The organism is Streptomyces sp. YGL11-2 (assembly GCF_050054615.1).
Classification (GTDB): domain Bacteria; phylum Actinomycetota; class Actinomycetes; order Streptomycetales; family Streptomycetaceae; genus Streptomyces.
Window position 1 is genome coordinate 186,857 of record NZ_JBNHIN010000004.1, and the last position, 19,454, is coordinate 206,310.

Sequence of the window (19,454 nt, forward strand, 5' to 3'; positions counted from 1 at the left end):
GCCGTGAACGGTCCGGGCGCAACCGCGATGGAGCTGCTGGAGCTGCGGTTCGCCGCCGAGGAGGTCGCCGACGGCGGTACCCGCACCGCGGTGCGATGCGCCGGGACCGACCTGAGCTGGCGGGAGCTGGACGACTGGTCGTGCCGGGTGGCCCGGCACCTGGTGGCGCACGGTGCGGGCCCCGGCTCCTTCGTGCCGGTGCTGGCCGCCCGCGGCGGGGCCCTGGTGGCGGGCTGGCTGGGCGTACTGCGCGCCGGAGCCGCGTTCGTACCGCTGGCGATGGACACTCCGCCGGCCCGCATCGGCTACGTCCTGGAGGAGACCGGGGCCGCCTCGGTGCTGGTGGACGAGGCGGGCGCGGAGCTGCTTCGCGGGCTGGACACCGCGGCGAAGCCGGTCGCGCTGGAGGAGATCCGGGCGCTGTGGGAGGCTCCGGTCTCCGGGGCCGCGGTGGAGCCCCTCGACGCCGGGCGCCCCGGTCCGGAGGACCCGGCCGTGGTGATCTACACCTCCGGAACCACCGGGCGCCCGAAGGGCGTCCTGGTCCCGCACCGCGGTCTGCTCAACACCGCCCTGTGGTGGGCCGACGACTGCGCGCTGGACACCGCCGACCGGCTGCTGGTGACCGCGGGTACCGCCTTCGACCCCGCCGCCTTCAACGTCGTCCAAGGGCTGCTCGCCGGGGCCCGGATCGTCCTCGCCGACGATGTCGAACGCCGCGATCCGGCCGCGCTGCTGCGGCTGATCCACGGCCCGGAGGGCGCCACGGTGGCCGGTTCGGTCACCCCCAGCCTGCTGCACGCGATGCTCGAAGCGGCTGCTGCGGCGGATGCCGACGGGGCGGGCCCGGGTGGCCCGTCCTCGCTGCGGGTCGTCTACTCCGGCGGTGAGGCGCTGCCGCGGTCCCTGGCCACCGCCTGCACCCGCCGGTGGGGCGCCGAGGTGCGCAACGTCTACGGCCCCGCCGAGGCGTCCTGCAACAGCACCCGCGCGGTGGCCGACCCCGGCGACGACCGTGCCCCGGCCATCGGCCGGCCGCTCCCCAACACCCGTGCCTACGTGCTGGGTCCGCACGGCGAGGAACTGCCCGCCGCGGTGCCCGGTGAGCTGTACGTCGCGGGCACCGGGGTGGCGCTCGGCTACCTCGGGCAGCCGGAGCGCACCGCCGCGGCGTTCCTGCCCGACCCGTACGCACCGGACCCGGACGCGCTGATGTACCGCACCGGCGACCGCGTACTGGTGCGCCCCGACGGCGAGTTGGAATACCTGGGGCGCATCGACGACCAGGTGAAGATCCTCGGCAACCGGATCGAGCCGAACGAGGTCCGCACGCTCATCGAGGAGAACCCGGCCGTCGCGGCGGCCGCGGTCCACCCGGCCGGCTCCCCCAAGCGCCTGGTCGCCTACGTGGTGCTGGCCCCCGGCCGCGCCCCCACCCACGAGGAGGTCGTCCGCCCGCTGCTGAGCTGGCTGCCCGCGGCCGTGCTGCCCGCCGAGGTGCACGTGGTGGACGCGCTGCCGCGCACCGCCAACGACAAGGTCGACTTCGCGGCGCTGACGGCGGGTGGCGGCCGTACGCTGCCGCGCGGCGAGCGCCACCCGGCGCAACTGACTGACACGCAGCGGCGGGTGGCCCGCCTGATGGCCAGGACCCTGGCAGAAGCGGGCGCGGGCGGCGCGTCGCCGGACGGCACCGCGGCCGCCGAGGACGCCGGGGCGGGCGCCGCGATCCCCCCGGACGGGGACTTCTTCACCCTGGGCGGGCACTCCCTGCTCGCCGTACGGATGCTGGCCGCCGTCGAACGGGAATGCGGAACCGTGGTCCCGCTGCGGGACTTCCTCGCCGATCCGACGGTGGCCGGGCTCGCCCGCTTCCTCGACCGGGCCCCCGACGCGGCCCGGGAGGAGCACACCGCCGCGGACCCGCACGACGGCCGCTACCCGGCGTCCCCCGTGCAGCAGCGGCTGTGGTTCATGGACCGGCTGCCCGCGCTCCGCGCGGCCTATCTCGCGCCCAGCGTCGTCGAGATCGACGGGCCGGTGGACCGCGCGCTGCTGCGCGACGCCTTCGCCGCCGTACTGGCCCGCCACCCCGGCCTGCGCTCCCGCTTCACGCTGGACGCCCGGGCGCGGCGCGTCCACTACCGGACCGACGGCGGCCCGCCGGAGGTCGACCGGGTCGACGGCACGGCCTGGACCGACGGGGAACTGCGCGAGCATCTGGCGCGCGCGTGCTGGGCCCCCGTGGACCTCGCCCGGCAGGCCCCCGCACGCGGCGAGGTGATCGCCCTGGCCGGGCAGCGCACGGTGCTGCTGTACGCGGTGCACCACATCGTCACGGACGGCTGGTCGCTCGGCCTGGTCATGACCGAACTGGCCGACACTTACCGCACGTTGAGCGGTGGCGGGCGGCTGCCGGGCGACCTGCCGGACGCCCCGCACCCGGCCCGGCTCCCCGCCGCTCCGGCGGCGCCCGGCGCGCCCGGCGCCCTGCTGGACGGGCTGCGCGGCGCGCCGACGGACATCGCCCTGCCGTACGACCGGCCGCGCCCGGCCGCGCAGAGCATCGAGGCGGACGTCCGTGAGACGCTGCTGCCGGCCGCGGACAGCGCCCGCATCCGGGAGATCGCCGCCGAACTGGGCTGCACGACGTTCATGACCGCGACCGCACTGCTGGCCGCGGTCCTGGCCCGGCGCGGCGGCCAGCGGGACTTCCTGTTCGCCTTCCCCTGGGCCGGCCGGGACGGCGCCCGGGCGGCCGGGACCGTCGGGATGTTCGTCAACACCCTGCTGGTCCGGGCGGATCTGACCGGCGATCCGAGCTGGCGCACTCTGCTGACCCGGGTGCGGACCTCCGCGATGGCCGCCTTCCGGCACGCGGACGCCCCGTTCGACGCGCTGGCCGCCACGCTGCACCCCGGCCGCGATCTGAGCCGGCCGCCGGTCACCCCCGTCTACGTCGACGCCCTGGACGAGGCGCCCCGGCCGCCCGATCTGGGCGCGGGCATCACCACCCGCTACGCCCGGCCGCCGGCGCTCAGGCTCAAGTACGAGCTGGAGCTGACCGCCGTCGCCGGCGGCGACCGCGTCGGCCTCCAGCTCACCTATGCCACCGCCCTCTTCGACGCCGACACCGTCGATGCGCTGCTCGGCGAACTGACCGCCGCCGCGGCCGACCTCACCACCGATCCGGAGGCTCCCGTGCTCACCGACGCACAGCAGAACACCACCCCGCACCCCGCAACCGTCCCCGAGGCGGCGGCGACCGGGCCCGACCCGGCCGCACTCGCCGAGCGGGTCGGCGCCGCCTGGCGGGAGGTGCTGGACGTCGACAGTGTCCCGTACGACGTCAACTTCTTCGACGCGGGCGGCGATTCACTGCTGCTGATCGTCCTGCTGGACCAGCTGTCCGGGCTGACGGACCGCGAAATGGACGCCGCCGACCTCTTCCAGCACAGCACGGTGCTCGCCCAGGCGGCACTGCTCGCGGGCGGGCCGCGGAGCGCGGCGGCACCGGGCGCTGAGCGCTCCCCGGCCGCCGGACGCGCCCGGCTGCTCGGCCGGGAGCGGCGCGGCGGGGAGGTCCGGGCGTGAGCGACGATGCGGCGATCGCCGTCATCGGGGTCGGCTGCCGCTTCCCCGATGCCCGCGACCACGCGGAGTTCCTGCGGAACATCGCCGAGGGTCGGGTCGCCTTCCGTGACCTGGACCGGTCCGCGCTGCTGGCCGCGGGGCTGACCGAGGAGACCCTGGACGACCCGGCCTATGTGACGACGGCGGCCACGCTGCCCGGCGCCGAGGACTTCGCCGCGGAGTTCTTCGGCTACTCGCCCACCGAGGCGGAGGCCACCGACCCGCAGCAGCGGATCTTCCTCGAAGTGTGCTGGCAGGCACTGGAGTCCGCCGGGCACGCGCCGAGCGGAGACCCCCTGATCACCGGCGTGTTCGCGGGCGGCAGTACCGGTACCTACCTGGCCGCGCTCCAGGCTGCCCGGATGCGGACGGACGGGGTGCTCGGCGCGGTCGACGACGTGCTCCTGCACCTCGGCGGCCTCGGCGACTTCCTGCCGTCCCGGGTGGCGTACAAGCTGGGCCTGCGCGGACCGTCCATCGGCGTGCAGACCGCCTGCTCGTCGTCGCTGACCGCGGTGCACTACGCGGTGCTCAGCCTGCTGTCCGGAGAGTGCGACCTGGCGCTGGCCGGCGGCGCGACGGTCAACGAGCCGGTGCTCGGCTACCGGCACCACCCCGGCGCGCTGGCCTCCCGGGACGGCCGGTGCCGGCCGTTCGACGCGCGGTCCACCGGTACGTCCTTCAGCTCGGGCGTCGGCGCCGTCGTGCTGCGCCGGCTCCGCGACGCGCTGGCGGACGGCGACCCGGTGCTCGCGGTGGTGCACGGCTCGGCGGTCGGCAACGACGGCTCCGCCCGGTCCGGCTTCACCGCGCCCAGCCCCGCCGGGCTGGCCGACGTGGTGGCCGCCGCGCTGGAGGTGGCCGATGTCCGCGGCGACCAGCTGCGCTACGTCGAGGCGCACGGCTCCGGCACCCCTCTCGGCGACCAGATCGAACTGCGCGGTCTGACCGAGGGGTTGGGCGTCACCCCGGGCATCACCGGTTTCTGTGGTCTGGGCTCGGTCAAGGCCAACATCGGCCACTGCGGGCCGGCGGCCGGGATCGCCGGCCTCATCAAGGCCGTGGAGGTGGCTCGTACCGGCGTGCTGCCCGCCCAGCCGCTCTTCGAGCGCCCGCGCAGCCCCGGCGTGCTGGCCGACAGCCCGTTCCGTATTCCGGTCGAGCCGGAGCGGATCGCCGGCGACGACCGCTACGTCCTGGTCAATTCGATGGGCCTGGGCGGCACCAACGCGACCGTGGTCATCGGCCCGCCGCCACCTCCCGTCCGGCCCGCCGCGCCGGCCGGAGACCGGGTGCGGCTGCTGCTGTCGGCCCGGGACGACGCCGAACTGGACCGGATGGCAGCGGAGTTGGCCGACGCGCTGGAGCACGGCGCGGTCGCCGCCGCGGATGCCGCCCATACGCTGCGGGTCGGGCGGACCGCCTTCGCGCGGCGCCGGGTGGTGTGCGCGGCCCCGGCGGACCTGCCCGCCGCGCTGCGCGCCCCCGCACCGGCGACCCCGCCCGCCCGGCGCGGCGTCCGGCTGGTCCTGCCCCCGGCCGGGCTGCCGGAGGGCGTACGCGAACGGCTGGCCGCGGCCTTCCGGGGGCACGCCGAGTTCGTGACGGACCCGGAGGAGGGCGGTCCGGCGGACGACCGGTACGTCATCGCGGCCGAGGCGCTGTCCGCCGCTGCTACCGGCCCCCTCGGCGACGCAACCGGCAACCCCGCCGGAGACCGGCTCGACGACCGGCTCGACGAGGCGCTCGGCGCGGCCTGGCTGCACGGCGTCGACGTCGACTGGCAGGTGCCGGCCGCGGGCCGTGGGCGCCGGGTGCCGCTGCCCACCTACCCGTTCACCCGGCGCCGCTACTGGGCGCTGGACCGGCTGCCGCCGCTCGCCGCCCCGCTGGCGGCGCCCGCCGCCGCACCCGCCGCCCGGCCGGAGGAACGGCGGCACGACGACCTGACCGCCGACCTCGTCGACCTCTGGCGGGAGATCTTCGGGATCCCCGACCTCGGTCCGGACCGCGCCTTCGGCGAGCTGGGCGGCGACTCGCTGACCGCCATGCGGATCGAGGCCGCCGTCCAGCGCCGCCACGGCGTGTCGGTCAACGTCCACCGGGCCGGCGGCGGCCAGGCCACCGCCGGGCGGATGGCGCAGATCGTCCGCGGGCTCCGGAGCCCCGGCACCCCGCAGGACCCGGCGGCGGCACGGCCTGCACAGGCGGCCGAAGGACGCGAGGCCGATCCGCTGGACGGCGATCTGGCCCTGCCGCTGGGCGAGTTGGCGGCCGCCGACCGCACACCGGGCCCCGGCACGCTGCTCAGCGGCGACACCGGCGCACTGGAAACCACCCTGCTGCACGAGCTGCTGACACGGTCCGCCGGACCGGTGCACCGGCTGCTGCCGGTGCCCGACGAGGAGAGCGGCCGGGCGCTGCTCGCCGCGGCGGCGGCCCGGCTCGGCCTCCCGGAGCCCGACCCCGCCCGGGTCCGGATCGTCCCCGCCGAGCCGTCCGCGGTCGGCAAGGCGCTCCGCCACCACCACGACGCCGAACCGGCCGCCGGTATCGGACGGGTGGTGCACGCGACCACCGGCACCGGCCCGGGTCTCCCGTACGGGGAAGCCCGGCTGCACCGCGTCCTCCCGTTCGCCGACATCCTCGGCTGGATGCGTGAACAGGCCGTCCCGGACTGCACGTTGATCTCCCCGCTCGCCGCCTGCGCGCCCGCGCTCGGCGCCGAAGCGGTGATCGAGGAGAGCCGCGAGCAGCCGCTCGACCCGCAGCGCGGCGGCGCGGCGCAGGCCGCCTGGGTGGCCGAACGGCTCCTGGAGCGCGCCGAGCGGGACGGTATGCGGGTACGGGTCTTCCGTACCGGGCTGCTCCTGGGGGCGCCGGGCGGCAGCACCGGGGACGCCCTCGCACACCTCCTCATCGGCAGTGCGGCGGTCGGCCGGCATCCGCTGGACGAGCAGCCGCTGCCGCTCACCCCGCTCCCGCTCGCGGCCCGCGCGATCGCCGAACTCCTGGCCGCGCCGGGCTCGGTGGGGCGCGCGTACCACCTCGTGGACGAGGAACCGCTGACCGTCCGCGCGCTCTTCGCCCGGCTCGCCGCGGCCGGCCTCGCCACCGAAGGCGTCCCCGTACGCCGGTGGCAGCGCGCGGTCGCCCTGCGGGCCCTGGAGAGCGACCCCGACCCGCGGGCCCTGGACCCGCTCGCGCTGCGCACCCTGGCGGCGAGCGCCCCTGGCGCGGGCCGGATCCAGGCGCGCGCCTGGCGGGCCTGGCGCGACCGGCAGCCGGACGGCGAGCTGCCGGTCGGCGACCTCCTCCTGCACGGCCTGCGGCGCAGCGCCGCCCATGACCCCGAGATCGCGGCGCTGCTCGCCGCCACCTGCACCGAGGACCGAGATGACTGACCGCACCGACGACCGCACGCTGTACGACTGGTTCACCCGCTCCGCCGACCGGTTCCCTGACGCGCCGGCCCTGGAGGTCGGGGACCGCACCCTCACCTACCGGCAGTTGCACGACTGCGCCACCGGGGTGGCCGCCCGGATCCTCGCGGCGCACGGCCGCCCGCCGCGGCGGATCGCGCTGCTCGCCTCGCGCAGCCTCACCGCGTTCGCCGGCTACCTGGCCGCGCTGCGGCTGGGCGCGGTGGTCACCCCGCTCAACCCGGCCTACCCGGCCCGCCGCAACCTGGGCGTGTACGAGCTGGCCGGCGCCGAGGTCCTTCTCACGGATGACGCGGGCGCCGCCCAACGTCCGGAGTTCGCCGGCCAGTTGGCGAAGCCGGGGCACACCGGTCTCACCCTGGCCGACGACGAGGCGGCGGCGTACGGCGCCACGGCGGCCACGCTGCCGGCACCGCCCGCCCCGGACACCGCCCCGGACGACATCGCCTACGTCCTGTTCACCTCGGGGTCCACTGGGCGGCCCAAGGGCGTGCCGATCCGGCACCGCAACCTCTCCCCGTACATCGCCCGCAACATCGCGCGCTTCGAGGTCGGGCCCGGCTGCCGGGTCTCGCACACCTTCGACCTGACCTTCGACCCGTCCGTCTTCGACCTGTTCGTCACCTGGGGCGGTGGCGCCACACTGGTCGCTCCGGGCCGCACCGAGCTGCTGACACCGGTCGACTACCTCGTCGAGCGCGGCATCAGCCACTGGTTCTCGGTGCCCTCGCTCGTCTCGGTGGCGGCCGGGCTCGGCAATCTGCCCACCGGACTGGCCACCGGGCTGCGCTACGGCATCTTCATCGGCGAGCAGCTGACCTACCGCCAGGCCGCCGCCTGGCAGGAGGTGGCCCCGAACGCGGTCATCGAGAACGTCTACGGGCCGACCGAACTCACCGTTGCCTGCACCGAGTTCCGGCTGCCCGCCGACCCGGACGACTGGCCCGCCACCTCCAACGACACCGTGCCGATCGGGCCCGTCTACGACTTCCTCGACACCCTGATCCTTGACGAGGACGGCCGCCCGGCCGCCGAGGGCGAACTGTGCGTCCGCGGCTCCCAGCGCTTCGACGGCTATCTGAACCCGGCGGACGACACCGGCCGCTTCCTCTCCTTCGACGGCGAGCGGGCCACACCGTACGACGGCCGCCCCCCGCTCTCCGCCGCCCACTACTACCGCACCGGCGACCGGGTGCGGCACGAGGACGGCGCCCTGGTCCACCTGGGCCGGCTGGACAACCAGGTCAAGGTGCGCGGCTACCGCATCGAACTCGGCGAGATCGAGGCGGCGATGCGCCGGCACCCGGCGATGCGGGAAGCCGTGGTGGTCGCGGTGCCCGGTGACGGCGGCACCGAACTCGTCGGCTGCTACACGGGCGAGGAGCTCAAGGCCACCGCCGCGATGCTCTGGCTGCGCAGGCACATCCCCGTCCACATGGTGCCGCGCCGCCTGGTGCATCTGGCCGAGCTGCCGCTCAACCCCAACGGGAAGATCGACCGCCCCGCACTCCGGCAGCGGTTCGGCACCGCGGCCCCGGCCGCCTGACCGCTCCGGCAGCAGCCCGACAGGCCGGGGGAGTCCGGCAGTTACCGAAATACCGGCAGACGCAGAAGGAGCAGCGAGACGATGCGGGCACTCCGCACCCTGATGCCTCCCCCGGGAGTCGTCACTGTCCTCACCATCAGCAACCTGGCGCGTACGGTGGGCAATGGCTTCCTGCTCTCCGTCAGCGTGCTGTACTTCATCCGCGCCGTCCACGTGCCCGCCGGGCAGGTCGGCCTGGGGCTGACCGTCTCGGCGGTACTGGCGATGGCCGTCAGCATCCCGGCCGGACAGCTCTCCGACCGGCTCGGCTCGCGCACCGCGTCCCTCGCCTTCGGCGTCACCCAGGGGCTGCTGGTCTGCGGATACGCCCTGGCCGGCGGCTTCGCGGGATTCCTGGCCGTGGTGAGCCTGACCGCGATGGCCGACTCCGCGAGCACCGCCGCCCGGGGCGCGCTGATCGCGGACGCACTGCCGCAGGGCGAGCGGGTCCGCGCCCGGGCCTACCTCCAGTCCGTCATCAACGTCGGCCTGTCGGGCGGCACACTGCTCGGCGGCGTGGCGCTGTCCGCGGACTCCCGCACCGTCTACACCGCCATGCTGCTCGGTGCCGGCGCGCTCTTCACCGCCGGCGGTCTGACCTGCCTGGCGCTTCCGCCGCAGGCCGCCCGCCGCGCCCCCAAAGGGCAGCGCGACCGGCACGTCCTGCGGGACGTGCCGTACCTGGCGGTCTCGCTGTGCAACGCGGTGCTGGTGCTGGGCACCGACGCCCTGCTGACCGCCGCGCTGCCGATCTGGATCGCGGACCGCACCCAGGCCCCGGTCTCCGTCTACGCGGCGATCATGTTCCTCAACACCGCGATGTGCGTCCTGTTCCAGGTCCGCCTGAGCCGCGGCGCGGAGGACGTCCGTGGCGGCGCCCGCGCCATGCGCCGCTCGGGCGTGCTGCTCGCGGTGGCCTGCGGCGTCTTCGCGCTGTCGGCCGGCCGGCCCGCCTGGGTGGCCGTCGGCTGCCTGCTGGCCGGCGCCCTCGCCCAGGTCATCGGCGAGATGCTGCACTCGGCGGGCTCCTGGGCGCTGTCGTACGAACTGGCTCCCGCCCATGCGCACGGCCAGTACCAGGGCCTGTACGGGATCGCCCAGCGCGCCGGGTCGGCGATCACCCCGGTGCTGACCGCCGCCCTGCTCATCGGCTGGGGATGGCCGGGCTGGCTGGTCTTCGCGGCGGTACTGCTGGCCGGCGGCCTGGCCACCCCGGCGGTCGCCCGCTGGGCGGAGCGGAACCGGCCGTTCGACGCCGCGGACGACGGCCCCGGCGGCGAACGGGCCGACGGCGGCACCGGGGACGCCGCTGCGAGCCGTACCGCGGACGCCGCCGCACCGACCTCGGCCTGACCCGGCACGCCCGCGGGGCACCGCACCGCACCCTACCCACCTCCACCCACCGCAGAGAGAAGACGATGGACTTCAGCCTGTTCTACTTCGGGGACGACGGCCAGGACCCGGCCGCCCCCGGCCGCTACGAACTGGTGCTCCAGGGCGCCCGGTTCGCCGACGAGAACGACTTCAGCGCCGTATGGACCCCCGAGCGCCACTTCCACCCCTTCGGCGGTCTCTACCCCAACCCCGCGGTCACCGGCGCCGCCGTGGCCGCGGTCACCAGCCGGGTCGCGGTCCGCGCCGGCAGCGTCGTGGCACCGCTGCACCATCCGCTGCGGATCGCCGAGGAGTGGGCGGTGGTCGACAACCTCTCCGGCGGCCGGGTCGGACTCGCCTTCGCCTCCGGCTGGCACGCCGTCGACTTCGCGCTCCGCCCCGAGAACTACGCGGACCGCCGCACCGTCCTGTTCGACACGGTGCGGCAGGTGCGCGACCTGTGGCGCGGCGAGGAGCTGACCGTACGGGACGGCGGCGGCACCGACCGGCGCGTTCGCGCGTATCCGCAGCCGGTCCAGCGGGAGTTGCCGGTGTGGGTCACCAGCGCGGGCGGTGTGGAGACCTTCCGCGCCGCCGGGACGCTCGGCGCGGGCGTTCTGACCCACCTCCTCGGCCAGGACCCCGACGAACTGGCCGGGAAGATCGCCGCCTACCGCGAGGCGTACGCCGCCCGACCGGACGCGGACGGCGGCAGGGGCCATGTCGCGCTGATGGTGCACACCTTCCTCGGCACCGACGACGACGCCGTACGCGAGCAGGTGCGCGGGCCGCTGCGGGCCTATCTGCGCAGCTCGTTGGGGCTGCTGTTGGGCTCGCAGACCGCCGGCGCCCGGCGCATCGACCCGGCCAGGCTCCGTGAGAAGGACGTGGACTTCCTTGTCGACCGGGCCTTCGACCGCCACTACGAGGACGGCGGGCTGCTGGGCACGGTGCCCAAGGCGGCGCGCATCGTCGAGCGGCTGGCCGGCCTCGGCGTCGACGAGGTGGCCTGCCTCATCGACTTCGGCCTGCCGGCCAAGACCGTGCTGGACGGGCTCGGCCACCTCAACGAGCTGCGGAAGGCGGCCTCATGAGCGAGCGCAGCGAGCGAATCGTCGAAAGGTGCCTGCCGCGCGCATGCGGGGCCGAGCGAAGCGAGGTTTCCGCATGAGTGCCGTGGCAGCGAGCGCGACGGCCACCGGGCTCGCGCCGTCCGGCGGGACCACGGCCCCCGACGCGGCCGAACGCCGGCGCTTCCGGCGCGCCGCGGGCCGCTTCCCCACCGGCGTCACCGTGGTCACCGCGATGGCCGACGGACAGCCGCACGGCACCACCGTCAACGCCTTCAGCACCGCTTCGATGGACCCGCTGATGATCCTGGTGGCCCTCGGCAACGGCTCCCGGCTCCGCGAACACGCCCTGCACAGCGGTTCGTTCGCGGTCACCGTGCTCGCCGCCCACCAGGAGGCGGACGCCCGCCACTTCGCCGACCCGGCCCGCCCGCCCGGCGCCGCGGGTTTCGCCGGACGCCCGTGGCGGCCGGCCGGTCACGCCCGCTCGCCCGTGCTCACCGAGGGCGTCGCCGCCTTCGACTGCTCGCTGGCCGCCGCCTTCCCGGCGGGCGACCACACCGTGCTGCTCGGCCGGGTGGAGCGGTTCGAGGTGCTGTCGGACGGCCCGCCGCTGCTCTTCGCCGACAGCCGGCTGCTCCCCGGACCGTGATCCGTACCGGAACCCCGGCCACCCCCGGGCTCCGGCCCGCACCATCCCTTCGATTCGCACGCAGCGAGGAACACACCCCATGAGCTACGTCCTGATGTTCCCCGGCCAGGGGGCCCAGCGCCCCGGTATGGGCGCCGAGTGGTTCGACCGCTTCCCCGAACTGACCGAAGCCGCCGACGAGATCCTCGGCTACTCGGTCCGCGACCTGTGCGTCGACGACCCGGACGGGCTTCTCGGCCGGACCGAGTACACCCAGCCCGCGGTCTACACCGTCAACGCCCTCGGCTGGCGGGTGATGCGCGAGGCGGACGGCGCACCGGACCTCGCGATCGGCCACAGCCTGGGGGAGTACAACGCCCTGGAAGCGGCCGGGGTGTTCGGCTTCGCCGACGGGCTGCGGCTGGTGGCGGCCCGGGCCCGCGCGATGTCCGCGGTCACCGGCGGCGGTATGGCCGCGGTGGTCGGCCTGGACGACGCGGTGCTCCGGCTGGTGCTGCGCCGGTCCGGCCTCACGGGCGTCGAGGCCGCCAACTTCAACACCGTCGACCAGACCGTGATCGCGGGCCCGGTGGACGAACTGGCGGCGGCCGGCGACGCCCTGCGCGACGCCGGCGCCCGTGCGGTGCGCCCCCTGGACGTCAGCGGCCCGTTCCACACCTCGCACATGGCCCCGGCGGCGGCGGAGTTCGCGCCGGAGCTGGCGGCGGCCGAGCTGGCGGAGCCCGCCTTCCCCGTGGTCGCGAACCGCACCGCCCGGCCCTACCGAGCCGGTGGGATCGCCGGTGTGCTGCTGGAACAGATCGACCACCCGGTGCTGTGGCGGCACACCGTCGAGGGGCTGCTGTCCGAGGGCCGCACCCGCTTCCAGGAGGCCGGCGGCAGCACCGTGCTGACCCGCATGCTGCGCGCCCTGCGCCGCGAGCTCGCCGCGGTGTGACGGAAGTTGCCTCGTTCCCGTCCGCACCCCTCCCACCGACGACCGACCCATCAGAGGAACCGACCATGACCACCGCATCCGCCCCCTACGCCGTCGCCGCCGCCCCCGGCCCTCCCGTCACCCCCGCCGACGCCGTCGTACGGCCCCGCCCGGTACCCGATCCGGCCCTGCGCGTCTTCCTGCTGCACCATGCGGCCGGCTCCCATCTCGCCTACGCCGACTGGGTCGCCCACTTCCCCGACGACTGGGAGGTCTGCCTCTTCGAGGCGCCCGGCCGGGGGCGGGTGGCGCCCCTGCCCCCGCTGCGCACCGCCGCCGACCTCGCCGGATTCTTCATCGAGGCGACAACCGGCCTGTTGGATACGCCCTTTGTGCTCTTCGGCCACAGCATGGGCGCCCTCGTCGCGTACGAGACCGCCGCCCAGCTCGGCACCCGCGGCTTGCCGCAGCCGCGCTGGCTGGGCGTATCGGCCTGTGAGGCTCCGTACGACGCGATCCCGGGGGAGGGCGCCGGCGGGGAGGCGCTGCACCGGATGCCCGCCGGCCGGCTCCGGGCGGCGCTGCGCGCCCTGGGCGGGATCCCGGAGACCGTCCTCGCGGACGACGACGTCTGGGCGCTGTTCGAGGCCCGGGTGCGTGCCGACTTCTCCGTCGTCGAGACCTGGGAGCCGCGCACGGCGGCCTCGGAGATCCGGCCGCCGCTGTCCCTCTTCGGCGGTCAGGACGACCCGGTCGTGCACCGGGACGACCTGCTGGAGTGGGCGGACGGCGCCGAGGAACACCTCGGGCAGCACTTCTTCCCCGGCGGCCATTTCTACTTCGAAGGGCAGTCGGCAGCGGTCGTCGGACAGCTGGTCCGGGATATCCGTACGGCGATTACAGGCGTTGCGTAAACATCGGGAAAAATATTGTTCCGGCGGCTTGCTAATCAGTCGGAAAAGCGGGTTGACGAGGCTTCGAATGCAGTGACATGATCGATGACGCGGAAAGGTAAATCCGCAGCGCGAAATCGATCCGGTAAGGGAATCCGCCGCGACGGTATGCGCTGCGTTCGATGCCTCCGCAGCCTTCACCGAATGCACCGTCTTCATCGCCGTGATCGCACTCACTGCATTCACGTCATTCGCCGCATTCACCTGATCCGCGGCTTCAGCAGCGGACACCTCATCGCCATGACATCGGGGGAACCATGCAACTCCCAAGAGCCACGGAGGAATTGCCCAGCGGGCGTGACCTGCCCGCGATCGACCGCTGGGCACTCCCCGAACTCTTTCTGACCGCGGTACGCACCCTGACCGCGACCGAATACCTCGCCACCGCCCGCATTCCGGCGGACCACCCGTACTACACCGACCGGCTCCCCGATATGGGTCGGGCCAGCGGAATCGACCCGCTGCTCCTCCTGGAATGCTGCCGGCAGGCCGGACCCTACGGCGGCCGGGAACTGCTGCAACTGGAGCCGGACGGACGCTTCCTGCTCGAATCCTGCACTCTCGCGCTGCCCGGCATCCTCTCCGCCGGACGCACCGAGGGCCCCGCGGACCTCGCCCTCGCCGTCACCGCCCGGCACCGCCCCGGCGCCGGCACCGCCCGCCGCATCACCTACACCTGCGACATGACCCTGCCGGCCGGCCGCCTCGGCACCGCCGCGCTGCGCGTGCGCCATCTGTCCCGCGACCTGTACGACGGCCTGCGCCCGCCCCGGGTCCGGCGCGCCACCGTCCGCCCCGGCGCCCCGGTCGCGGCGGGCACGCCCGTCGCGCCCCACCTCGTCGGCCGCACCCGGTCCGCCAACGTCGTCCTCACCCAGGTCTCGCTCCGCCAGGGCCGGGCCCAGGCTCGGCTACGGGTGCCGTCCGGCAACCCCGGGCTCTTCGACCCCGCCCACGACCACATCCCGGCCATGGCACTGCTCGAAGCGGCGCGCCAACTGTCCCTCTTCACCGCCGCCGAGACCTGGGGCGCGCTGCCGCAGCACACCGCGGTGGCCGGCTACGACTTCGCCTTCCACCGCTTCGTCGAACCGCACACCCCGGTCACCGTCCGGCTGAGCGCCTACGAACCCGCCGAACAGGACGGCGCGCTCGGCACCCACCTGCCCCAAACGCGCTGCTTCCGCGTCGTGTTCGAGCAGAACGACACCGTCGTCGCCGAGGGCCGCACCCAGCTCACCACGGTGGCATCGCCCGCCCTCGTCCCGGGAGGGGACCCGTCATGACCCGTGCCGCAGTCGTCTGCGGACTGGGCGGCGCCGTGCCGTCCACCGCCGTCCCCAACAGCGCCCTGGCCGCCCAACTCGACACCTCCGACGCCTGGATCCGCGCCCGCACGGGCATCCGCCGGCGCTACGTCATCGCCCCCGGCGAGGCCACCTCCGACCTCGCCGTGGCAGCCGGCCGCCGGGCCCTGGACTCCGCCCGCCGGACCACCGGCGACCCGCACGCCGACCACACCACCGACCTCGTCGTACTGGCCACCAGCACCCCCGACCACCCGTGCCCGGCGACCGCCCCCGCGGTGGCCCACCGGCTCGGACTGTCCGGTGTCGCCGCCTTCGACGTCGGCGCGGTCTGCACCGGCTTCCTCTACGCCCTGGCCACCGCCGCCTCGATGATCACCGCCGGTGCCGCACAACGGGCCCTGGTCATCGGCGCGGACACCTTCTCCACCATCCTCGACCCGGCCGACCGCACCACCCGCGCCATCTTCGGCGACGGCGCCGGAGCGGTCGTGCTGCGCGCCGGCACCGACGACGAACCGGGCGCCCTGCTCGGCTTCGACCTCGGCAGCGACGGCAGCGGCGCGGAGCTGATCACCGTACGCGCCGGCGGCTCCCGGCAGCGCTCCACCGCCACCCCGCCGCCCGCGGGCGACGAGTTCTTCGCGATGGAGGGCCGCAGCGTCTTCACCGAAGCCGTACTGAACATGAGCAAGTCCGCGCACACCCTGCTGGACCGGATCGGCTGGCGCGGCACGGACCTGGACCGCCTGGTCGCCCACCAGGCGAACATCCGCATCCTGCGCGCCGTCGGCGAACAACTCGGACTCGCCGAGGACCAGTTGGCCGTCAACCTCGACCGCGTCGGCAACACCGTCGCCGCCTCCGTCCCGCTCGCCCTCGCCGACGCGGCCATCCGCCGGACCCTGCGCCCCGGTGACCGGGTCCTGCTCACCGGCTTCGGCGGCGGCCTCACCTGGGGCTCGACGGCGCTCCACTGGCCGTCCGCACTGCACGTGGAGCCGGTCCCCGGCATGGCCGACCCGCTCTGACGCCCCATCACCGGACGCCCGCCGTCCCCGTCAACCACCGGCACTCACACCCACAAGGAAGCGACATGACCACCCTCGCCCCCGCCGACATCAAGCCCCGTCTCGTCTCCCTCCTCAGCGAGAAGTTCGGGCTGCCCGAGGACGAGATCCTGGCCGGCGCCACCTTCGACGAACTCGACATCGACTCGCTGATCCTCGTCGAGCTGAGCCTCCTCGTCCGCAAGGAGCTGGGCGTCGTCCTCGCCGAGGGCGACCTCCAGTCCTCCTTCCGCATCGACGACGCCGTCGCCGTCGTCGCCGCGAAGGGCGGCGCGGCATGACGGCCTCGCGTCGGGACGTGGCGATCACCGGCCTCGGCCTCGTCACCCCCGCGGGCATCGGCGCCGACGCCAACTGGGAGCGGATCCGCGCCGGCCGCTCCGCTGCCGCCCCCGACCCGCAACTCGCCGGCCTCGCCGTCGACTTCTCCTGCCGCGTCCCCGGCTTCGACGCCAACGCCCTGCTCGGCCGGCGCACCGCCTGGCGGCTGGACCGCTTCGTCCAGCTCGCCATGGTCGCCGCGCGCCAGGCCGTCGCCGACGCCGGCCACGACCCGCAGAGCTGGGACGGCACCCGCGTCGGCGTGGTGATGGGCAACTCCCTCGGCGGCACCGCCACGTTCGAGGCGCAGCACCGGACGTACTACGACGGCGCACCCGACGAGGTGTCCGCCCTGATGATCCCCATGGCCATGGTCAACATGGTCGCCGGCTACCTCGCCATGGACCACCGCATCCACGGCCCCAGCCTGGTCACCGCGAGCGCCTGCGCCTCCGGCGCCTCCGCCCTCGGCATCGCCCGCGAATGGCTCGCCGCCGGCCTCTGCGACATCGTCCTCGCCGGCGGCACCGAGTCCGCCATCAGCCCGGCCACCCTCACCGGACTCTCCCGCATGGGCGCCCTCTCGGCCCGCCGCGACGACCCCGCCACCGCATCCCGCCCGTTCGCCGCCGACCGCGACGGCTTCGTGGCGGCCGAGGGCGCCGGCGTCCTCGTCCTGGAACGCGCCGCCGACGCCCGGGCCCGTGGCGCCCGGCGCTACGCCCACCTCACCGGCTTCGGCGCCTCCTCCGACGCCCACCACGCCACCGCCCCCGACCCGGACGGCACCGGCATGACCCGCGCCCTGCGCACCGCACTGCACGACGCCGGAGTGGCACCCGCCGACGTCGACCACGTCAACGCCCACGGCACGTCGACGCCGATGAACGACCTGACCGAATCCCGCGCCCTGCACCGCGTCCTCGGCTCCCGGCCGGCCGTCACCTCCACCAAGGGCGTCACCGGCCACACCCTGGCCGCGGCCGGGGCCATCGAAGCGGCCTACACCGCACTCGCACTGCGCCACGGCGTGGTCCCGCCGACCGCCAACGCGACCACCCTCGACCCGCAGGTCGAGGTCGACGTGGTGACCGGCACGGCCCGCACGACACACCTCCAGGTGGCCGTCAGCACCTCGCTGGGCTTCGGCGGCCACAACGCGGCACTCGTCCTCACCGCCGCCTGACCACGCCGAACGAACGGGGAACCACACCCATGCACACGCCGACGCAACCGCAACCCGGCACGCTCCCGCGGACGGTGGCGGTGGTCGGCCTCGGCACAGCGGGCTCCGCCCTGGCCCGCCGGTGCGCCGCGGCCGGCCTGCGCACCCTCGGCATCGAGGCGGATCCGGCGGCGGCGTCCCGCGCCCGCCACCGGCTCGCCGGCACCGGTGTCGAGGTGACGCACGACCTCGCCACCGTGGCGGTCGCCGACGCCGTCATCGAGGCCGTCCCGGAACGCGCCCACACCAAACGGGCCGTCCTGAAGGCCATCGCCGAACACCGCGCCTCCCGGACGCCCGTCCTCACCACCACGCTCACCCTCACCGCGGCCGAACTGGCCCACGCGACCGGCACCCCGGAACTCGGCCTCACCGCCGTGCGCTTCCTCCGCGCCGACCCGCTCACCGCGGTCGAGGTGGCCACCGCACCGCACACCCCCGACCAGCACCTGACCACCGCCCTGGCGCTGCTCCAGCACCTCGGCCTGACCACCCACCGGACCCCGGACCTGCCGGGCGGTATCGCCCCCGCACTGCTCTTCGCCTTCCTCAACCAGGCCGCCTGGATGCACGAGGACCGCTACGCCGGCCGCGCCGCCCTCGACACCGCCGTCCGGCTCGGCTGCGGCTGGCCCGACGGCCCCCTGCGCACCCTCGACGCCATCGGCCTGGACACCGCCCTCGCCGTACTCGACGGGCTCCACCGCCGCCTCGGGCCCCGCTTCGCGCCCCCGCCCGGTCTGCGCCGGCGGGTCGCCGCGGGCGCCCTCGGCACGAAGACGGGCCGCGGCTACTACGAGGAGGGCGAACCCCGTACGGAGGACGACGGCCAGGAGCAGGGACCAGGGCAAGGACACGACCACGCCCCCGACTACGACCACGCCCCCGACTACGGCCACGGCCACGACGAGGACGGCGCGACCCAGAAGCCGCCGCACACCTCACCCTCACCCGCCACCGCCGTCATCGTCGGCTCCGGCACGATGGCCACCGGTATCGCCGAGGTCTTCCTCCGCGGCGGCTACCGCACGGTGCTGCTGGCCCGTACGCCGCAGAAGGCGGCAGCCGCCACCGAGGCCGTCGAGTTCGCCCTGCTCCGCACCGCCGCCGACGGCCCGGACCCGGGCGCCGCGCTGGCCCGCTGGACGGCCACCATCGACCGCACCGCGCTCACCCGGGCCGAGGTGGTGGTCGAGGCGATCGCCGAAGACCTCACCGCCAAACGGGAGTTGTTCGCCGAACTCGGCACGGTCTGCCGTCCCGGCACCCTGCTGGCCACCACCACCTCCAGCCTGCCGGTGCGGGACTGCGCCGCGGCGAGCGGGCGCCCCGCCGACGTGCTCGGCCTGCACTTCTTCAACCCCGCCCCGGCCATGCCGCTGGTGGAACTCGTCCGTACCCCCGCCACCGGCGCCCCCGCCCTGGCCACCGCCCGCACCGTGCTCGCCCGCCTCGGCAGGACCCCGGTCGACTGCACCGACCGCACCGGCTTCCTCGTCAACGCCCTGCTCTTCCCCTACCTCAACGACGCCCTGCGCTTCCTGGCCGACGGCACCGTGAGCCCCGCCCTCCTCGACTCCACGCTCAAGTCCGTCGGCGGCCAACCCATCGGCCCGACCCGGCTCCTGGACACCGTCGGCACGGACGTCGCCCTCACCGTGACCCGCCACCTGTACGACGCCTCGGGCCGGCGCCCGGAGTTCGCCCCCACACCCCTGCTGGAACAGCTCGTCGCCCACGGCCACCTCGGCCGCAAAACCCCGGGCCGCGGCGTCCGCACCTACCTGACGACCCGGCCGGGTCCCGCCACCGCCGCCTGACACCGGCACCCGGCCCCCGCCCGGCAACCGCCACGGCGGGGGACCCGCCACCCACCACAACGGCCGCACCACCGGCCAGGAAGCC

Annotated in this window: 13 protein-coding genes; all 13 read left to right on the top strand. The window is 75.2% G+C overall.

Annotation, left to right across the window (positions count from 1 at the left end; genetic code table 11):
* Nucleotides 1-3: 3 nt before the first annotated feature.
* The 13 genes from ACO1BR_RS07240 (at nt 4) to ACO1BR_RS07300 (ending at nt 19,369) form a co-directional block, all read left to right on the top strand.
* Nucleotides 4-3,594, top strand: a complete 3,591-nt coding sequence (locus ACO1BR_RS07240) for an amino acid adenylation domain-containing protein (RefSeq protein ID WP_426794176.1) — start codon at nt 4-6, stop codon at nt 3,592-3,594.
* Nucleotides 3,591-7,037, top strand: coding sequence for a beta-ketoacyl synthase N-terminal-like domain-containing protein (locus ACO1BR_RS07245; protein ID WP_426794177.1), 3,447 nt, complete (start codon nt 3,591-3,593; stop codon nt 7,035-7,037). Before ACO1BR_RS07240 ends, ACO1BR_RS07245 begins: the two co-directional genes overlap by 4 nt.
* Nucleotides 7,030-8,622: an amino acid adenylation domain-containing protein gene (locus ACO1BR_RS07250; RefSeq protein WP_426794178.1), complete on the top strand. Its 1,593-nt coding sequence runs from the start codon at nt 7,030-7,032 to the stop codon at nt 8,620-8,622. The genes ACO1BR_RS07245 and ACO1BR_RS07250 overlap by 8 nt, the downstream gene beginning before the upstream one ends.
* An 81-nt stretch (nt 8,623-8,703) precedes the next feature.
* On the top strand, nt 8,704-10,014 hold the full coding sequence (locus ACO1BR_RS07255; protein WP_426794179.1) for an MFS transporter: 1,311 nt from the start codon (nt 8,704-8,706) through the stop codon (nt 10,012-10,014).
* A 65-nt stretch (nt 10,015-10,079) separates the two neighbouring features.
* Nucleotides 10,080-11,129 carry a MupA/Atu3671 family FMN-dependent luciferase-like monooxygenase gene (locus tag ACO1BR_RS07260; protein ID WP_426794180.1) on the top strand — a complete coding sequence of 350 codons (1,050 nt, stop codon included), beginning with the start codon at nt 10,080-10,082 and terminating at the stop codon, nt 11,127-11,129.
* Between the two features lie 73 nt (nt 11,130-11,202).
* Nucleotides 11,203-11,757, top strand: a complete 555-nt coding sequence (locus ACO1BR_RS07265; RefSeq protein WP_426794181.1) for a flavin reductase family protein — start codon at nt 11,203-11,205, stop codon at nt 11,755-11,757.
* 79 nt (nt 11,758-11,836) lie between these two features.
* Nucleotides 11,837-12,694, top strand: coding sequence for an ACP S-malonyltransferase (gene fabD / locus ACO1BR_RS07270; RefSeq protein ID WP_426794182.1), 858 nt, complete (start codon nt 11,837-11,839; stop codon nt 12,692-12,694).
* Nucleotides 12,695-12,759: 65 nt separating this feature from the next.
* Entirely contained in the window at nt 12,760-13,587 is an 828-nt protein-coding gene (locus tag ACO1BR_RS07275; protein ID WP_426794183.1) for a thioesterase II family protein, read from the top strand.
* A 323-nt stretch (nt 13,588-13,910) separates the two neighbouring features.
* A complete protein-coding gene (locus ACO1BR_RS07280) occupies nt 13,911-14,912 on the top strand; it encodes an AfsA-related hotdog domain-containing protein (protein ID WP_426794184.1) in 1,002 nt (333 codons plus the stop codon).
* A complete protein-coding gene (locus tag ACO1BR_RS07285) occupies nt 14,909-15,964 on the top strand; it encodes a beta-ketoacyl-ACP synthase III (RefSeq protein WP_426794185.1) in 1,056 nt (351 codons plus the stop codon). Before ACO1BR_RS07280 ends, ACO1BR_RS07285 begins: the two co-directional genes overlap by 4 nt.
* 65 nt (nt 15,965-16,029) lie before the next feature.
* A complete protein-coding gene (locus ACO1BR_RS07290) occupies nt 16,030-16,284 on the top strand; it encodes an acyl carrier protein (protein WP_426794186.1) in 255 nt (84 codons plus the stop codon).
* A complete protein-coding gene (locus tag ACO1BR_RS07295) occupies nt 16,281-17,510 on the top strand; it encodes a beta-ketoacyl-[acyl-carrier-protein] synthase family protein (protein WP_426794187.1) in 1,230 nt (409 codons plus the stop codon). Before ACO1BR_RS07290 ends, ACO1BR_RS07295 begins: the two co-directional genes overlap by 4 nt.
* Before the next feature lie 29 nt (nt 17,511-17,539).
* Nucleotides 17,540-19,369, top strand: coding sequence for a 3-hydroxyacyl-CoA dehydrogenase family protein (locus ACO1BR_RS07300; protein WP_426794188.1), 1,830 nt, complete (start codon nt 17,540-17,542; stop codon nt 19,367-19,369).
* Nucleotides 19,370-19,454: the final 85 nt, after the last annotated feature.

Excerpts from the sequence above, each read along its gene's own strand:
- ACO1BR_RS07290 (WP_426794186.1), top strand. The coding sequence starts at position 16,030 with ATGACCACCCTCGCCCCCGCCGACATCAAGCCCCGTCTCGTCTCCCTC.
- ACO1BR_RS07260 (WP_426794180.1), top strand. The coding sequence starts at position 10,080 with ATGGACTTCAGCCTGTTCTACTTCGGGGACGACGGCCAGGACCCGGCC.
- ACO1BR_RS07265 (WP_426794181.1), top strand. The coding sequence starts at position 11,203 with ATGAGTGCCGTGGCAGCGAGCGCGACGGCCACCGGGCTCGCGCCGTCC.
- ACO1BR_RS07300 (WP_426794188.1), top strand. The coding sequence starts at position 17,540 with ATGCACACGCCGACGCAACCGCAACCCGGCACGCTCCCGCGGACGGTG.
- ACO1BR_RS07255 (WP_426794179.1), top strand. The coding sequence starts at position 8,704 with ATGCGGGCACTCCGCACCCTGATGCCTCCCCCGGGAGTCGTCACTGTC.
- ACO1BR_RS07275 (WP_426794183.1), top strand. The coding sequence starts at position 12,760 with ATGACCACCGCATCCGCCCCCTACGCCGTCGCCGCCGCCCCCGGCCCT.
- fabD (WP_426794182.1), top strand. The coding sequence starts at position 11,837 with ATGAGCTACGTCCTGATGTTCCCCGGCCAGGGGGCCCAGCGCCCCGGT.
- ACO1BR_RS07250 (WP_426794178.1), top strand. The coding sequence starts at position 7,030 with ATGACTGACCGCACCGACGACCGCACGCTGTACGACTGGTTCACCCGC.
- ACO1BR_RS07285 (WP_426794185.1), top strand. The coding sequence starts at position 14,909 with ATGACCCGTGCCGCAGTCGTCTGCGGACTGGGCGGCGCCGTGCCGTCC.
- ACO1BR_RS07295 (WP_426794187.1), top strand. The coding sequence starts at position 16,281 with ATGACGGCCTCGCGTCGGGACGTGGCGATCACCGGCCTCGGCCTCGTC.